Annotated in this window: 18 protein-coding genes; 15 read left to right on the forward strand and 3 right to left on the reverse strand. The window is 48.2% G+C overall.

Annotated elements, in window-relative coordinates; translation table 11 throughout:
* Positions 1-87 precede the first annotated feature (87 nt).
* From INR79_RS07275 to INR79_RS07325, 11 genes are all read left to right on the forward strand, one after another.
* Positions 88-633, forward strand: coding sequence for a MaoC family dehydratase (locus tag INR79_RS07275; protein ID WP_004398871.1), 546 nt, complete (start codon positions 88-90; stop codon positions 631-633).
* Positions 630-1,757, forward strand: coding sequence for an extracellular solute-binding protein (locus INR79_RS07280; protein ID WP_223096613.1), 1,128 nt, complete (start codon positions 630-632; stop codon positions 1,755-1,757). The genes INR79_RS07275 and INR79_RS07280 overlap by 4 nt, the downstream gene beginning before the upstream one ends.
* Positions 1,754-2,902 (forward strand): CaiB/BaiF CoA transferase family protein, encoded by a 1,149-nt coding sequence (locus INR79_RS07285; RefSeq protein ID WP_223096614.1) that lies wholly within the window; start codon positions 1,754-1,756, stop codon positions 2,900-2,902. The genes INR79_RS07280 and INR79_RS07285 overlap by 4 nt, the downstream gene beginning before the upstream one ends.
* A gap of 72 nt (positions 2,903-2,974) precedes the next feature.
* Entirely contained in the window at positions 2,975-4,294 is a 1,320-nt protein-coding gene (locus INR79_RS07290; protein WP_022550344.1) for an ABC transporter substrate-binding protein, read from the forward strand.
* Between the two features lie 62 nt (positions 4,295-4,356).
* Entirely contained in the window at positions 4,357-5,274 is a 918-nt protein-coding gene (locus tag INR79_RS07295) for a carbohydrate ABC transporter permease (RefSeq protein WP_223096615.1), read from the forward strand.
* Entirely contained in the window at positions 5,271-6,131 is an 861-nt protein-coding gene (locus INR79_RS07300) for a carbohydrate ABC transporter permease (protein WP_004400368.1), read from the forward strand. Before INR79_RS07295 ends, INR79_RS07300 begins: the two co-directional genes overlap by 4 nt.
* A gap of 6 nt (positions 6,132-6,137) precedes the next feature.
* Entirely contained in the window at positions 6,138-7,238 is a 1,101-nt protein-coding gene (locus INR79_RS07305; RefSeq protein ID WP_022550345.1) for an ABC transporter ATP-binding protein, read from the forward strand.
* A gap of 10 nt (positions 7,239-7,248) precedes the next feature.
* Positions 7,249-7,917: an RraA family protein gene (locus INR79_RS07310; protein ID WP_223096617.1), complete on the forward strand. Its 669-nt coding sequence runs from the start codon at positions 7,249-7,251 to the stop codon at positions 7,915-7,917.
* Positions 7,917-8,210, forward strand: a complete 294-nt coding sequence (locus tag INR79_RS07315) for a UxaA family hydrolase (protein WP_004400371.1) — start codon at positions 7,917-7,919, stop codon at positions 8,208-8,210. Before INR79_RS07310 ends, INR79_RS07315 begins: the two co-directional genes overlap by 1 nt.
* Entirely contained in the window at positions 8,203-9,387 is a 1,185-nt protein-coding gene (locus INR79_RS07320; protein WP_045964672.1) for a UxaA family hydrolase, read from the forward strand. The genes INR79_RS07315 and INR79_RS07320 overlap by 8 nt, the downstream gene beginning before the upstream one ends.
* 13 nt (positions 9,388-9,400) lie before the next feature.
* Positions 9,401-10,525, forward strand: coding sequence for an enolase C-terminal domain-like protein (locus tag INR79_RS07325; protein ID WP_223096619.1), 1,125 nt, complete (start codon positions 9,401-9,403; stop codon positions 10,523-10,525).
* A 10-nt stretch (positions 10,526-10,535) separates the two neighbouring features.
* On the opposite strand, the gene INR79_RS07330 is transcribed toward INR79_RS07325, so the two are convergent.
* From INR79_RS07330 to INR79_RS07340, 3 genes are all read right to left on the reverse strand, one after another.
* Positions 10,536-11,180, reverse strand: a complete 645-nt coding sequence (locus tag INR79_RS07330) for an alanine--tRNA ligase-related protein (RefSeq protein ID WP_223096621.1) — start codon at positions 11,178-11,180, stop codon at positions 10,536-10,538.
* A 4-nt stretch (positions 11,181-11,184) separates the two neighbouring features.
* Positions 11,185-11,640 carry a hypothetical protein gene (locus INR79_RS07335; protein ID WP_223096623.1) on the reverse strand — a complete coding sequence of 152 codons (456 nt, stop codon included), beginning with the start codon at positions 11,638-11,640 and terminating at the stop codon, positions 11,185-11,187.
* 141 nt (positions 11,641-11,781) lie between these two features.
* The gene (locus INR79_RS07340; protein ID WP_223096625.1) at positions 11,782-12,525 is read right to left on the reverse strand and encodes a metallophosphoesterase; all 744 of its coding nucleotides are present in this window, start codon (positions 12,523-12,525) and stop codon (positions 11,782-11,784) included.
* A 269-nt stretch (positions 12,526-12,794) separates the two neighbouring features.
* Here INR79_RS07340 and INR79_RS07345 point away from each other — a divergent pair, with 269 nt between their 5' ends.
* From INR79_RS07345 to INR79_RS07360, 4 genes are all read left to right on the forward strand, one after another.
* Positions 12,795-14,210 (forward strand): PLP-dependent aminotransferase family protein, encoded by a 1,416-nt coding sequence (locus INR79_RS07345; RefSeq protein WP_022592208.1) that lies wholly within the window; start codon positions 12,795-12,797, stop codon positions 14,208-14,210.
* Positions 14,211-14,430: 220 nt separating this feature from the next.
* A complete protein-coding gene (locus INR79_RS07350; protein ID WP_223096627.1) occupies positions 14,431-15,606 on the forward strand; it encodes a lytic polysaccharide monooxygenase in 1,176 nt (391 codons plus the stop codon).
* Positions 15,607-15,752: 146 nt separating this feature from the next.
* Positions 15,753-15,974, forward strand: a complete 222-nt coding sequence (locus INR79_RS07355) for an asparaginyl- tRNA synthetase (protein WP_004400650.1) — start codon at positions 15,753-15,755, stop codon at positions 15,972-15,974.
* 274 nt (positions 15,975-16,248) lie between these two features.
* A complete protein-coding gene (locus INR79_RS07360; RefSeq protein WP_004400651.1) occupies positions 16,249-16,935 on the forward strand; it encodes a membrane spanning protein in 687 nt (228 codons plus the stop codon).
* Positions 16,936-16,943 lie beyond the last annotated feature (8 nt).

A 16,943-nucleotide genomic window follows, 5' to 3' on the forward strand; every position in this document is an offset into this window, starting at 1 on the left:
TGAAATTTATTGTTGATCATTTTTTAATCAACTGCTAGTGTTGATTTTGAAATTTAGTTTTGGATATGAAATTCGACTGAGGTTGTCATGGATAGAAAACCAACGGTAGGCGTGGCATCACGCCCCGTAAAAGGGATGCCGGAAGAACACTCTGATATCCCCGTTTGGAACGCAGAAGACTGGTATTACGAAGATTTTGAAGTCGGTCATACCATTCGCTCGTTAAGACGAACAATTTCAGAAGGGGAAGCCATGCTATTTAATAGCCTGGTGATGGACCTTCACCCCTACGTGGCAGACGACACATTTGCCAAAGAAGAAGGGCATTTCGGTAAGCGATTAGTCGCCGGTGCTCAAGTTTTCTCTTACGGGTTAGGGTTGGTCGCAACTAACTGCCTGAACTCTTTCTCTTACGGTTACGACAAGCTTCGTTTCATCAAACCCACCTTTATTGGCGACACCATCTACACCGTTCGCAAAAATCTGGCTAAAGAACCTAAGTATGACGAAATGGGTCTGATCCGAGTCAGCTACAGCGTTTACAAAGGAGATGGCGAGTTGGTGCTCTATTGTGAGCATTTGATGACGGTGCTTTACAAAGACAAAGCCAGCGTAAAAGGAGAAAGCGAGTGAGTAAGGTGACATTGCATGGCATGACCTGGGATCACAACCGAGGTTATGACCCAATGGTGGCAACTGCGAATAAATTTGCACAATTGCACCCAAACGTAGAAATCATCTGGCACAAACGCTCGCTTCAGGCTTTTGCAGACCGACCACTGGAAGAGATGACATCAGAATTTGACCTTATGGTGATCGACCATCCCCATGCGGGAGCGGCTGCGGAAAGCGGTTTGCTGCTTCCACTGGATGGTAACGGCTACGACAAAGAACTGGAACTGCTTGCCAAGCAGTCTGTTGGTCAGTCTCACCCTTCTTATTTCGACAAACACCAGTGGGCGCTGGCGATTGATGCAGCAACGCCGGTCGCAGCGTATCGTCCCGACTTGCTTCCTAATCCGCCTAAAGAGTGGGAAGAAGTGGTCGCGCTGGCAGAAGCGGGGAAAGTGGTTTGCCCACTCAAACCCATTGATGCGTTGATGTGCTTTTACAATGTATTGGCAAACCGAAATACCCCCTTTGGTAAATCAGCGGACGGTATTGATACCGAAACGGGTGTCGATGCGTTAAATCAACTGCTCAGAATGAGTAAGCACGTTGATGAACGATGCTTTGCAATGAACCCGATTGGTGCATATGAATGGCTGGCGAGTCGCGACGATGCGGTCTATATCCCTTATCTCTATGGTTACAGCAACTATGGAAGAGAAGGATTCCGCCAGCACGTAGTTCGCTCCTGTGACGCGCCCGCATTTGGGAATCACGCCATTGGTGGCACCACTCTTGGTGGTACAGGTATCGCTATTTCTTCCACCACTCAGCACAAAGACATCGCGCTTAAATACGCTTTCTGGATTGCTTCTGCTGAGATGCAGAAAGACTTCTATTTTAATTCAGGTGGTCAGCCGGGCAACTTGGTAGCCTGGCAGGATGAGCATTGTAATGCTGCTTCTAATCAATTCTTCAAAGACACATTAGCAACGCTGGAAAACGCGTATCTAAGACCGAGACACAACGGTTATCTCAAGTTTCAGGATGAGGCAGGCGACTGGGTGAACGCTTGCTTGCAAGGAAAATTGTCACCAGAGCAAACGGTAGAAAACATCCAGCAGGCGTTTGCAAGGAGTATGCGATGACACGCCCTTTAGAAGGCAAAATTATTGTCGATTTCAGCCAGTTTCTGGCAGGACCATTAGCGGGGTTAAAGCTCGCAGATTTAGGGGCGCGAGTGATTAAAATCGAACGCCCCGGCACAGGTGACCTTTGTCGTCATCTCTATTTAACCGACACCGATGTGGGTGGTGTGAATTCCTTATTTCAGGCCATCAATCGCAATAAAGAAAGCTTCTGTGCGGATCTGAAGAACCCTGACGACGTCGCTGTAGTAAAGGAACTGCTTAAAAAAGCCGACATCGTTTTGCAAAACTTCAGACCGGGTGTCATTGAAAGGCTTGGGTTGGATTATGAAACAATTCGTCAATTTAATCCTACAGTTATATATGGGTCTGTTTCTGGTTATGGTACTACCGGACCATGGGTAAACCGACCGGGGCAGGACTTGCTTGCGCAGTCTTTGTCTGGTGTTACCTGGCTGAGCGGCAACAAAGATATGCCACCGACGCCAATGGGCTTAGCGATTGCTGACATGCTTGCGGGCAATGCACTGGTGCAGGGGGTGTTAGCGGCACTGGTGAGAAGTAACGAAGCGGGCGAAGGTGGGAAGGTCGAAACCAGTTTGCTGGAAGTGCTGGTGGATTTCCAGTTTGAAGTACTGACCACTTATTTGAATGACGGTAAGCGCGATCCGGATCGCGCAAAAGTGAACAACGCTCATGCGTATTTATCGGCTCCCTATGGCATCTACGAAACCAAAGACAGCTATATAGCGATTGCCATGGGACCGGTCGACAGGCTAGGCAAACTGATGGAAGACGAGCTCATTGCCAGTTTTACGGACAGCAGCTTGTGGTTTAGCAAGAGAGACGAAATCAAGGCACTGATCCAACTCAAACTGTTAGAGCAAAACACAGAACACTGGATGTCGATTTTCGCCAAGCACGACGTATGGGCATCCGAAGTATTGAACTGGGACGAGCTATTGGAAAGCGATGCGTTTAAGCATCTGGATATGCTGCAAAAGCTCGACCATGAAGAAGTAGAAGAATTGATGACGACCCGCTTACCGATTCGGTTTGATGGTCACGTTATGAACAGTAGCGTTGCTGCACCTTCTTTAGGCCAGCATACGGAATCAATCATTAAGGAGTTTTTACTTAAGTGAACACTTGAATAAACCCTTAAACACACAGCCGAACATTCTCGCCTCTGGGAAATCGGCGTCATGGAGGACGTGATGAAGCGTTTTTTAGGATCGAACAAACTGAAAATGGCAATTGGATTTGCCTGCTTAACAACCTCGATGTCTGCGGCGTATGCAGCAGATGACAATGTACTGCGCGTCAAGCTAATTGGTGGGGCACAGTATGAACCTTTGTATACCCTGATCCCGAAATGGGAACGGAAAACAGGGATGAAGGTAGAGGTATTGTCCCGTAAGAACCACTTCGAGTTAGACCGCGAAATCAAACAGGATATAGCAGCCAACAACATCAACTATTGTGTGGCGTCTAACCACACCAGTTTTGCCCCTCAATACGGCTCTATCTATACCGATCTTCGAAAACTGATCGGTTCAAACGTATTGGATGAGTTTGTACCGTTAACTCTTGAGCACGGCACCATTGATGGTCGTTTGGTTCAGCTTCCGCGTCATAGTGACATCTCCAACCTTTATTACAAAAAATCTCTGTTTGAGAATCAGGACAATCAGGCGAAGTTCAAAGCCAAATACGGCTACGACTTAGCGCCACCAGCGACCTGGGATCAGGTAAAAGACCAGGCGATTTTCTTTGCCGATCCACCTAACTTCTACGGTACTCAGTACGTGGGTAAAGATGAGGCGATCACAGGTCGTTTCTACGAAATGCTGGTAGCAGAGGGTGGTGCTCTGTTCGATAAAGACTGGAACCCGACATTCAACTCCGAAGCCGGTCAACGTGCATTGAAATGGTTCGTCGACTTGTACGAAGCCAAAGCAGTACCAGCGGGTGTGCCAAACTACCTATGGGATGACACGGGTCTGGGCTTTGCGTCGGGCACGGTTGCGTTAAACCTTGACTGGGCGGGTTGGGCTGCGTTTTTCAACGATCCGAAAAACTCCAAAATCGCTGGTGATATCGGCTTAGTGAAAGCACCTGTCGGGTCAAGCGGCAAGCGTACGGGTTGGTCGGGTTCACATACCTTCTCAGTCACTGAAGCATGCGAAAACAAACAAGCGGCAGCTTCGTTTATTACCTTCCTTACCAGCTATGAAGGACAGATTCTGGAAGCGCGTCGCGGATTATTGCCGACTCGTACTCGTGTATGGCAAGACATCATCGAAGCTAACCGTGCTTTGAAGAACGATTTTATGGTGAAAGTGTTTAAGACCTATCAGGAGTCGATGGCAGACGATGCGTTCACACCGCCTCTTATCCCAGAGTGGATTGAAGTATCAAACCAAATTTGGCCACAACTACAGGCGGCCATTGTCGGTGAGAAAACCATCAAACAAGCGCTTGACGACGCAGCTGAAGATGCGCGTGAAGTGATGGAGGATGCGGGTTACTTGTAATCGAGACGGGTGGGGCAACCCACCCTTAACTTTTTAGAGGTTTAACGAATACAGGGATAAGTATGATTCGTGCACTTCGGCGTTTTGTTCACAGAGAAGAATCGGTTCCGTATATGCTGCTTTTGCCAGCAATCATCACCATTCTGGTGGTGGTGTTACTGCCGTTGATTTTCTCGCTGTACACAAGTTTTACGCCATACAAAATTATTCGCCCGGAAACACTGTGGAAGTTTATCGGGGTCAGGAACTACACCCGAATCTTTTCTGATGCTGACTTTTGGTGGGTGTTTGCCAGAACGGTCTTTTTCCTGACCATTGTGCTTAATGTCGAGCTGGTTCTGGGGTTAGTGATTGCACTACTGGTGAATCAGATAACCAAAGGAAAACGTCTGTTACGAACGGTAATGATGTTCCCAATGATGTTTTCTCCCATTTTGGTGGGCTTCCAGTTCAAATACGTGTTCAACGACAACATAGGAATTCTCAATAACTTGCTGCAAACCCTTGGGCTGACCGATCAGGTTATCCCCTGGTTGGTGGACGGAACGCTCGCCATGATGTCCATTATGGTGGCAGAGATCTGGATGAGTACCAGCGTGTTTGCCATTTTACTACTGGCAGGTCTTTACGCGATGCCGCAAGACCCAATTGAGGCAGCAAAGGTGGATGGCTGTACGCCGCTACAGGTGTTCAGGCACATTACCTTGCCATTTCTGATGCCGTTTGTGTTCATTGCCATGACTATCCGTTCTCTGGATGTCGCAAGAGCATTCGACATCGTAGACGTGATGACGGGGGGCGGTCCCGCTGGGCGAACTGAATTGCTCTGGACGCTGATCGCCCGAGTAGGGTACGACAACGCCAAAATGGGGCAGGCTAATGCCATGGCATATGTGTCTATCTTGCTGTCGATTTTCTTTACCTTTTACTTCTTCCGTAAGTTAGTTGCGGCACGCCGCTACATGGGAGGTGCGCAATGATCGCTGCTTCAATGAAAGTCAGAATGCAAAACATCGCGATACGAGTGGGCGTGTTCGTCCTTATCTCTTTGATGTGTATTCCGGGTGTTTGGGTGATCTTTTCTGCCTTTCGACCCAATTCAGAAATTCTTGCCAAACCACCAGTATGGATGCCGGAGGAAATCGGGCTCTCTAACTTTATGTCGATATTCGGCATGGGTGCAGAGCAAATTGCCATACCCGTGGGCAGCTATTTTATGAACTCACTGATTATCTCGGTAACCAGTACCGCGATTGCGATTTTAATCGGAATCGCAGGTGGGTACGCGTTTGCGAGATATCGATTCAAAGGGAAAGATGCGCTGTTTCTTGGCTTGATGCTGTCACGCACCATTCCGGGAATTGCCCTTAGCCTTCCCGTGTTTATCTTATGGAGTAAGCTCGGTTGGATAGACACTCAGTTTGGGGTGATCTTGGTTTACGTTGCGCTTAACGTACCGTTCACTATCTGGTTGATAGATGGATTCTTCCGCCAGATCCCCAAGGATTTATCTGAAGCGGCACAAGTGGATGGATGTACCCGCTGGCAGGCATTCTGGAAAATTGAATTTCCTCTTGCTCGCTCCGGGCTGGCGTCTGCCGGAATATTCGCATTCCTGACTTCCTGGAACGAATACGCACTGGCAAGCCAGTTAACCCGCTCGACAGACAGTAAAACGCTTCCTGTAGGGCTAATGGATTTTACCGCTCAATTTACCATTGACTGGGCTGGCATGTGTGCCATGGCGGTAATCATTATTATTCCGGCGTTAATACTGACGTTTTTAGTACAGAAGCACCTGATTTCAGGGCTGACATTTGGTGGTGTAAAAGGATAGACATCTATGGCTGATGTAAAGCTAAGCAAAGTTGTAAAACGTTACGGCAAAATCGAAGTGGTGCACGGTGTCGACCTGGACATCGCACACAACGAATTTGTGGTGTTAGTCGGTCCTTCTGGTTGCGGAAAGTCCACCACATTGCGAATCATTGCGGGGTTGGAGGGTATTACCAGCGGTGAAGTGACCATTGGTGATCGAGTGGTGAATGACTTGCCGCCAAGGGACAGAAACATCTCCATGGTGTTCCAGAGCTATGCCCTCTATCCGCATATGACGGTAGAGGAAAACCTGGGCTTTGGGTTGAAGATTTCAGGTATCGACGATGCTGAAATCAAAACACGCGTCGACAACGCGGCTCAGATTCTAGGGTTGGATAGCCTGATGGACCGAATGCCCGCTGAACTATCTGGTGGTCAGCGTCAGCGTGTGGCAATGGGGCGCGCCATTGTGAGAACGCCGGATGTTTTCCTGTTCGATGAGCCTCTCTCAAATCTGGATGCCAAATTACGGGTACAGATGCGCACGGAAATCAAGAAACTGCATCAAACCGTGCAGACTACCGTGGTGTACGTAACACACGATCAGGTTGAAGCCATGACCTTGGCAGATCGCGTGGTGGTGATGCGGGACGGCTATATCGAACAGGTAGGCTCGCCAATGGAGATCTTCCATTCGCCTGTCAACATGTTCGTTGCCTCGTTCATTGGCAGCCCGCCAATGAACATGATCGACGCTATCGCCTACGAACAAGACGGTGGCTGGATTCTGCATCTTGAAGGTGCTCACGAGATTGAATTGCCGGATCGCTTCCGTGGCAAAGTCCGACATGAACAGAAAGTAGTAGTGGGCATTCGCCCAGACGATCTGTATCCCGTTGGGCATGGCATGGAAAACGGCGTGCAAAGTTCTTCTTTCCACGAAAGCGTCATCATTTCCGAGCCGCAGGGTACGGAAACCATCCTGTTTATTCAGATAGGTCAGAAAGAAGTGCAGTCCAAAATGCTGAGCCCCAGAGATGTGCGAAACGGCGAAAGGCTGGAGTTCGCTATCGGGCTGGATCGCATTCATTTATTTGACAAGGAAACCGAGCAGTCGCTGCTTTAAAGGAATCATCATGACTCAATCAACAATCGAGCTGGATGCCATTACGCAGCTCCTGCAGAAATGCTACACCGGCGTGGTGAACGATGTAATGCGCGACCTCGGGTTAAGTAACTACGTGTTACCACGCGAAATCAGGCCGCTCCTTATGGACAAAACTCTGGCTGGCCCCATCTTCACCATTGAAGGGGAAGTGGATGAAACTCTGGACGGGCATCAAAGCCTGCTGGAGTGGACAGGGCTGCTGTCAAAAGCCAAACCCGGGCATATCTGGGTTTGTCAGCCTAACGACAACAAAGTTGCGCATATGGGCGAGTTGTCTGCCGAAACGCTGCAACACAAAGGTGTGCTGGGGTGCGTCGTGGATGGCGGAGCGAGAGACACAGGCTTTATTCGCAGAATCGGTTTTCAGCTCTGGCATCGGTTCTACACGCCAGAAGACATTGTCGGGTACTGGAAGCCTAAAGGGTTCGATGTACCTATCCAGATCGGAGGCGTCTCTATTCATACTGGCGACTACCTTCTGGCGGACGACGATGGAGCCATCATCATCCCGAGAGACAAAGCACAACACATCGCGCAGGCGGCTTACGATGCTTCCAAGGTCGAGAACAAGGTCAGAACCGCGATTCTCGACGGAATGGACGCGCAAGAAGCGTATTTGCAGTACGGAAAGTTCTGATGGCGTCTGTGATTCTGTTAAAAGCGGAGGACAACGTACTCATTGCCTGCCGAGAACTCGCTCCTTATGAGCAAGTGTCGGTTGGCGATGAGAGCGTGGTGGTTCAACAGCCCACACCGGTTGGATTTAAGCTGGCTCGCTTTGCGTTGAAAAAAGGCACCCTGATCATCAAATACGGCGTGCCTATTGGCGAATGTATGTCAGATGTAGAGGCAGGCGAAATGGTTCACACACACAATCTGCACAGCCGGTATATTCCGTCCCATCAGCGAGGAGGGCATACGCATGGCTGAATCCAAACCACGTGTTCAACTTCAGGGTTATCTTCGAAGCGATGGTCGCAAAGGGATCCGTAATCAGGTGATGGTGGCTTATTTAGTGGAATGTAGCCATTTCGTAGTAAGCAAAATTGTTCGTCACTTTGAAACGTCTGCGCCGGGGTTGGTCCATGAAGTGGGTTTTCCGGGTTGCTATCCGAACGAGCATGCAGAACGGGTTTTATCTGGGCTGGCTACCCACCCGAATGTTGGGGCGGTGCTGTTTGTTTCTCTCGGCTGCGAAAGCATGAACCGCGAAAAGCTGGACACCATGGTGAAAAACAGTGGTCGCCCTTCCAGAACTATTGGTATTCAGGAAGTGGGAGGCACGCAAAATGCCATTGATCTTGGTATTAAGTGGGTGTCGGGTGCGTTAGAAACGCTGAGTGAGCAAACCAAAGTGCCGATGGACATAAGTGAACTCTCTGTGGCGACAATTTGTGGTGGCTCTGATGGCACATCGGGTATTTCTGCTAACCCGGCAGTGGGTTTAAGTTTCGACCAGTTAGTGGATATGGGCGCGACTTGTATCTTCGAAGAAACAGGCGAGCTGATTGGTTGTGAATCGCATATGAGCCAGCGAGGGGCAACGCCGGAAATATCAGAAGCTTTGGTTGAATCGGTCAACAAGGCAGCTGAATATTACAGCGTGCTCGGGTTCGCCAGTTTTGCTCCGGGTAATGCTGACGGAGGGCTAACCACCATCGAAGAAAAATCACTCGGCGCGTATTCAAAGAGTGGTTCTCGCCCAATTGAAGGCATCATCAAACCTGCCGAACTTCCCAATAAAAACGGGTTATGGCTTATGGATGTAGTGCCCGACGGGGAAGTGAGGTTTGGTTTTCCGAATATTGCGGACAATGCAGAAATTACGGAGCTTATCGCTTGCGGCGCGCATGTAGTCCTGTTCACAACCGGGCGCGGTTCGGTGGTTGGAAGTGCGATTTCTCCGGTGATTAAGGTGTGTGCCAATCCAGAAACCTACGCGCGGATGTCCGGTGATATGGACATCAACGCCGGTAAAGTACTGCAAGGCTCCTCTCTTGATTCGGTATCCGATGAGATTACGGATCTGGTGATTGCGGTGGCACGCGGCAACAAAACCAAATCCGAAGCACTGGGTCATGCTGAATGCCTAATCACCTATAAGTAGCGGTTTTTTCAATATGATCATCAAAAACGTAGAAATACGTTGCTGTCAGACATCAACCGATATGGGCGCAAGCAGCCTAAAATCACACTCTGTCAATGCATCTGAAACACAAAGCGTTATCGACTTTCTGGTTGTTACGCTTACTACCGAGTGCGGTCTCAGTACCTCTATGTTCGGCTTTGCAGGTAAGTCGGCAGTGGGTTCTGGTCATTTAGCGGCGTCCTGTATGCCATCCTTGTTGATTGGTAAACATGCCTTAGACAGAGAAAAGATCTGGCAGGAGTTTCGGGTTGCTAATCGCTGGTGGCATCACCTGCCTATGTACAGTTTCGGACCATTCGACTGTTGCTTGTGGCTCCTTGGTGCTATGCACGCGGGGCAACCTTTGTGGCGGTACATCGGTGGATTGCGAAATCGGGTTCCTGTTTATACATCCTCTTTGGTTTTGCCCGATGCCGGGGCTTATCAGGCAGAAGCGCTTGCGGTGAAAAACGCGGGTTTCTGCGGTTATAAGATTCATCCTCCCGGTAAACAGGTTGAAGAAGATATCGAGATTCATCGCGCAGTTAGGCAAGCGGTCGGGGAAGAGTTTGCTTTGATGTCTGATCCGGTTGCGCCATACCGACTGAGCGAGACCATTCAATTTGCACAAGCCATTGAAGAACTTAACTATCTCTGGCTGGAAGAACCATTGCCAGATGAATCATTCAGTGCACTGAAGAAATTGAAATCCAAAGTATCGATACCCATTGTGGGAGCGGAGGTGTTACCGCACCACCCATATTCTGTGGCAGAAGCGATAAGTAGCGAAGTCTTCGATGCCGTTAGAGCAGATGTGTCCTGGTCGGGCGGTATCACTGGTGTATTGAAAACAGCGCATCTGGCAGACGCATTCCATATGAATTGCGAGTTGCACACCACTATTTTTCATCCGTTAGAAATGGTGAATTTGCATGTGGCAGCTGCCATCAATAACACCACTTATGCCGAATTGCTTTTCCCGACGCATACCTTTTCATTTGGTTTAAAGCAGCCTCTTCCGATTCAGAATGGCTATGCGACACTTCCTGAATCGGCAGGGCTTGGTGTTGATTTGGACTGGAATTTCATCGATAACTCAACGATTCTGGTGCTGTAGATAACAGACTCTAGGCATCTTCTACAAAGATTTCTACCCGTTCTTTGCCTTTTCCTAGGTTCTTTCGTTTTAACCTGAGCGTACCCACTTCGTCTGTGGTTTTCAGGTGAGTGCCTCCACAGGGAACCTGAGAAAATCCTTCGACTTTCCAATAGCGCCTCTCTGCGTTTTCATCCGAAAAAGCGGAAATAATAGGAAGCCCCTGATTGATCAGAGCCTGTCCCGTTTCCTGAACCAGAGGAATGGTTTCGCGTATTCCATCTGGGTAGTGAAAATCGATTCTCGCTTTGTGGGCAGCAATGTGCGCGCCCGTCTTTTCAATCCCGGCTAACTGCTTATAAAAAAGCTCCAGCACGACTTCCGCAGCAAAATGCAGCCTCATCAACTGATATCGACGAGACCAGTCGATTTTCACTTCTACTTGATCGCCAACCTGTAGGTTGTGGCTATCTTCCAAAGTGTAAGTAATCTGCTTACCATTTTTAGTGGCTTTCTTTACCTGATAGTCGCCAATGGAGCCTTCATCGCTTTCCTGTCCGCCTGCTTCGGCATAGAAGATCGTTGATTCCAGCTCAATATTTGAGCCGGAAACCGAATGCACCGTGGTGGAGTGGGTAGTGAGATAAGGATCATCCCAAAAGACTTTTCTCGTCATAATGTTACTGAGTCCTGACCAAAGCAATCAGTGCTTCCATTGAGCGCTTGAGATCGTCCAGTTCTTCGCCTGAAGGCACCGCTTTTTTGGTGCATTCGTTAAGGGAGATAACGTGGTCCATAACCAGTTTTTGACTGGGGTAGCGTTTGTCCAGAGCGGAAACAACGGTCGACTTGAAAGCATCGACTTGTTGCTGCATGGCGTCGGCTTTGCTTTTGTCACCACCATTAAATGCCAGTAAACCGGGAGTAACGATCTCTGTTTGGATAAAGGCGTCGTATTCTTCTAAGCCAAGTTTGGCTGTTTGAACCTGTTCTTTAGAATATTGGGTCGGGGGTGTTGCCAGTTTTTTCTCTAGAAAATCCAGCAGTGCCTGACATTGCTGCATATCGTTGATGTTGGGTTTAGCGGTTACCTGAAAAGCCATTGCACACGCCAGCAAAGCGAAAAGTGTTCTCATGTTCATTCCTTCGAGCATCGTTATTCTAAGTTTTATACCCATGAAGTTACTTTGATAACTTGGATATAAAACGAGCATATGACATGAAATCGAACTGATCAGTATGAAATGTGAGCTTTTTGTCAAAAAATGCTGGGAGTCTTACAAATTTTCCCATTCGGTCAAGGTTAATGCTGAGTAAAACTCGCCGGAATAGAGTTCCAGTAGCGTGAATTCGCCGGTGTAGTCATTGCGTGATGCGGTATCGATAAAATAGCTGTTTGCTATCCGCACAACTTTGTCGCTACGAGTGTGCCCATGAATGGTGAAGTCAACGCCGGATACGGCCTCAGAAGGCTGCCCCTGGATTCTAGTTCGACCCCAAATCCATCGTGGGTTGTCCATCATATCTCCTTGCCAGTTCTGCATTTCCTCCCACACAAGCGAGTGTGGCTGGGCATGACTGATTCCCACCTTACGCCCATCAGGCAGCGCACAAGTGATGGCACAGGGTATTTGGTTAACGATGTTTACCAACTTCTCAAGCGTCGCTCTTGGCTGAGTTAACGCCCAGTCTCCACCGTTTTTACACCACACTTCAATCAGGCGTCTCTGTTCGCTAGTTTTATCTTCCAGATCCCAGACAGAAAGGGCATTAGACATCATGAGTTCATGATTTCCAGCGATTGAAAGGAACCAGGGTGTCCGGTGATAAAACTCCAGAGTTTCAATAGACTGAGGACCACGGTCTATCAGGTCGCCGACGGAAATAAGAAGATCATTCGATGAATCGAACTCAATGGCATCGAGTGTGTGTTTTAAATGGTCAAGCTTGCCATGGATGTCGCCAATGACAAAAACGCGTTGATAGGGAGAGACGTCAATAAATTGGTGCCTGAATTCCATTCCTATGATACCACTTTGAATATGAATCGGTTTTGTCTGCGTTCAACCGTGAGGTTGGGTACATTTACTCCTCAAGATACCGCAAGATTGTGACAACGGCGAGCCTTATCTTTAAGGGGTGTCATTCGGTGCTCATCTTCACAAAAATGGACGCTGCACGAGGCTGATGCCATGAAAAATCGTCGCGGAAAGACTACTATTCGAGCTTCTGAAAAAAAGCATAATAACAAGATACTGTTCGAAGCACCGAACAAGCAAAGGCTCACGGAATGACCAGATACGAACAATTGGCTCAGGACATCAAATCACAAATCGAAAATGGCGTCTGGAGGGCAGGAGACAAACTGCCATCCGTCAGGGCAACGTGCCGAACTTCAGGGTTCAGTATTGCAACCGTGATGCAATCTTATCAGTTGCTAGAAAGTCAGGGCTGGGTTACGGCTCGCCCGCAGTCGGGGTATTACGTCGCGCCGAAACCGCCAGAGCCTTCGCTGCCAAGTACCCGAGAATCACTCAGCCAGACAGATACGGTGAACATCAATGATGTGCTTTTTGATGTTTTGCAGCAAACTCGGAAAAACGATGCGATCCCTTTAAGCAGCGCGTTTCCAGACCCAGAGTTGTTCCCCTTCAAAGTACTGACGCGATGCATGGCGAGCAGCGGGCGTAAGATGGCGCCAAAGTCCACGGTGAATAACCTTCCTCCCGGCAACGACAGTTTAAGACGATGCATAGCCCAGCGTTACAATCTCGAAGGCATTCACGTATTGCCCGACGATATTGTTGTAACTTCCGGGGCAATGGAAGCATTGAACCTGAGCTTGCAGGTTGTCACTAATCCCGGTGATCTGGTCGCGGTAGAGTCACCAACCTTCTATGGCGCATTGCAGGCGATTGAGCGCCTGAAACTCAAAGTGGTTGAAATTCCCAGTTGCCCGAAGTCAGGTATCGACTTAGAAATGTTGGATCAGGCGCTGAGCACTTTGCCAATCAAGGCATGCTGGTTTATGACGAATTTTCAGAATCCGCTGGGTCACACTGTTCCAAAAGAGAAAAAGCAAAAGCTGGTTAAGTTGTTGTGCAGCCACGATGTTCCTCTTATCGAAGATGATGTGTATTCGGAACTCTATTTTGATGACACAAAACCCCAGCCGGCCAAAGCCTTTGACAGTCAGCATTCGGTTTTGCATTGTGGGTCTTTTTCCAAATGCCTTGCCCCTGGCTACCGAGTGGGTTGGGTTGTAAACCGTCAGTACGCCAAGCAGTTGCAGCGTGCACAGCTGATGTCGACGCTTTCTGCCAGTATGCCAACTCAGTTAGGTATTGCTGATTACCTCCAGTCTGGTGGCTACGACACACACTTGCGCAAACTTCGCAAAACTCTTAAACAGCGTCAGCAGGACTTTCTGAAGGGGCTGAGAGCTTACCTACCTGAGGAGGTAAAGGTAACTTCTCCAAAAGGGGGGTATTTCGTTTGGGTTGAAATGCCGGAGTGCGTAAATGCGGAATCGATATATACCCAACTTCTCGAAGACAACATCGGTATTGCGCCTGGTATTCTTTTTAGCTCAGATAAACACTATGCACATCATATTCGGCTGAACTGTTCATTTGAGTGGGATGCTCAAATTGAGCACGCGATACGGCAATTGGGCGCCCGGATTAGTGAGGCAATTTACAACTGATCTGAGGTTTGAAATCAGGCGCAAATCAATAAATGCAGTTGCATTGTGTAAAGTTGATTATGGAATCACTTTATCGTTTTAACAAATCCTTTGCATTTATAAACTTGCATTCGACTCCTCTCTTTTTCTCCTTTGTTAACCTGAATGAGTTCGCGGTTATTTTGGCTCAGCCATTTTCGCCACCGTGGACATGTTCAGGAAAATAAAACGGAGAGAAACAATGAAAAAACTAGCACTATGCTCTGTCGCTTTGGCAGGGCTATCGCAGGTTTTATTGCCAGGTTTGGCGAATGCGCATGGCTGGGTAGAATACCCAAGCGCGAGACAAAACACCTGTTACCTAGACGGTGGATTTTGGGATAACGCTATCCCTAATCAGGCTTGTCAGGCAGCTTACGATGTTTCGGGGGCATTCCCGTTCGTACAAAGAAACGAAATTGCAGCGAACGTTGCCAATTATGAAGATATGGCACACGTAAGAGCTGTAATCGCAGATGGCAGCTTATGTTCCGCTGGCGCTAGCTCAAAAGCCGGGCTGGATGTGGCGTCACCAAATTGGCAAAAGACAGCCCTTCAGTTGGATGCGAACAATGAGTTTGAGTTAGTCTTTAACGCTTCGACACCTCATGATCCATCGTACTGGGAAGTGTACCTATCCAACGCCGCTTACACAGGTGACGCACCGTTAACTTGGTCAGATCTCGATCGACTGGTCAGGAATGACAACGTGGTGCTTGGACCGGATAAGAAATACCGACTCACAGTGAAAATTCCGGCAGGAAGAACCGGTGACGCAGTACTTTACACCCGCTGGCAGCGCAAAGATCCAGGCGGTGAAGGTTTCTACAACTGTAGTGACATCAGTTTCAGTGGTGGCGGTACTAACCCAGATCCGGGTCCAGTTGATCCAACTCCTCCAGCGAAGAACCTGACGGAACTTGGCTACTTTGTGACTCCCGATTTTGGACCTGTAGAAGTAGGGGATACGGTGAGATTCCGTACGTTTAGCCCAACAGGACAAGAGACAAACGACATTCAACTGCCAATCACAGCCAACAACCAGTCGAACTGGGCGGGCTTGATTGCTACTCAATTCAATGACCAGAACAAAGGTAAGTGGTTCATCGGTATCTGGCATGCTGAAATGAATCACTATATGTACGACAGTTCAAATGTGCTGGCGAACAAGGTTCATGCAACGAATGCAGAACCTACCTATCAGCTGTCTCTTATCAAAGCGACGGACCCTACGCCTCCGGTAACAGATGCATGGAGTGCAACCAAAGTTTATAAGGAAGGTGATACGGTAACACACGCTGGCAAAACGTGGACTGCGCAGTGGCATACCCGAGGTGAAGAACCTGGCACGACTGGTCAGTGGGGTGTCTGGAGATAATCTGAACAAACATCAAGAACCAACAAACGCCTCAAAGTGATTTGAGGCGTTTTTTTAACTGTTCGGTTCTTTTTCGAAGTAACTGTTCTACAGCGTTTTAGGTTCTGTATGGCATAAAAGGGGTGGTTAAGTTAAGGAGTCTTCCCATGAGCAAGCATACCGCCTCTCAAGAGATAAAATTGATTGTTGTTGCTATTGTATGTGCCCTGATGTTGGTATTCGGTCATCTGATACTGGCTAAGAGCTTTCTGGGTTTTGCCTGGGTTGAAACGGCAGCCGCTGTCATTCCACTCTTTATGGTTGTCATCTGCTATTTAGCCGTCAGAGCAGCCAGTAAGGCAGAAGACTCCGCTAACGAAACTTCCTGAATCAAAGCGTGTTAATACTTTAAAGAGGTGCATCAGTCAGGCACACAACCCCCATATCGCCTGTGCCTGAGTTGCGCCAATTTCAATTCTCTGTAAGTGAGTCTTGCCCCGGATAGGGGCTTTTTTCGTTTTCCTTCACAGTTCAATAAACGCTCATGAGTTTTGCGAACTGTACCAAAGCTACAAAATTACACACTTTAGAAAAGACAAATGTTTGAAAGATCGTGTTAAACACTATATTTTGAGGCTGCATTTTAAGTTGCAAAGGAAAAACATGGACATTTTTAAGATCATTCAGGAGTCTTGGAATTACTATCGACGTCACTTGTATGCCATAACGCTCGTCATGCTGCCAGTGATATGCATTGTCGACTTGTTTAATGCAGTCATCCCTATTGACTTGAAAAATATAACTGCGCTTCAGGGCTCTCTTCTTACCCTTGCTCCTTTTGTTCTTCTTCCTTTGTATCAGGCTGCGATTGTGGTTCTTCTGAAGTCGCGATATGACGGGGCAAACTTAACAACAGGACAGTGTTACCGTCACGGCAGTGATGCTTATGTCAGGTTACTGGTCATGTACATCGTTATGGGTATAGCGGTATTTTTCGGCTTTATGCTGCTGATCATTCCAGGAATCTATCTTATCGGACGATTCTGCCTAGCAGACTATTTCTGCGTGCTTGAAGAGAAATCGTACACAGAGTCATTAACCTTAAGCTGGAATGCGACCAAGCAATTCCAATGGCCAATTCTCGGTGGCTATTTGCTGGTGGCTCTGTTGCAGGCAATGCCGACCTATCTGTTAGGTTCTCTGGTTGGTATTCTTGAGTTAGAAAATGCGGTTGTAGACTTTGTGATTGGGGCAATCAGCACTATTCTAATGGTCATGATCACAGCTTACACATTCCGCGTTTACTGCTTCCTGGAAGTTGATGAACCAAAGCAGGGTGAAGTGGTCTAAATTATTCC

The organism is Vibrio sp. SCSIO 43132 (genome assembly GCF_019904195.1).
Classification (GTDB): domain Bacteria; phylum Pseudomonadota; class Gammaproteobacteria; order Enterobacterales; family Vibrionaceae; genus Vibrio; species Vibrio nigripulchritudo.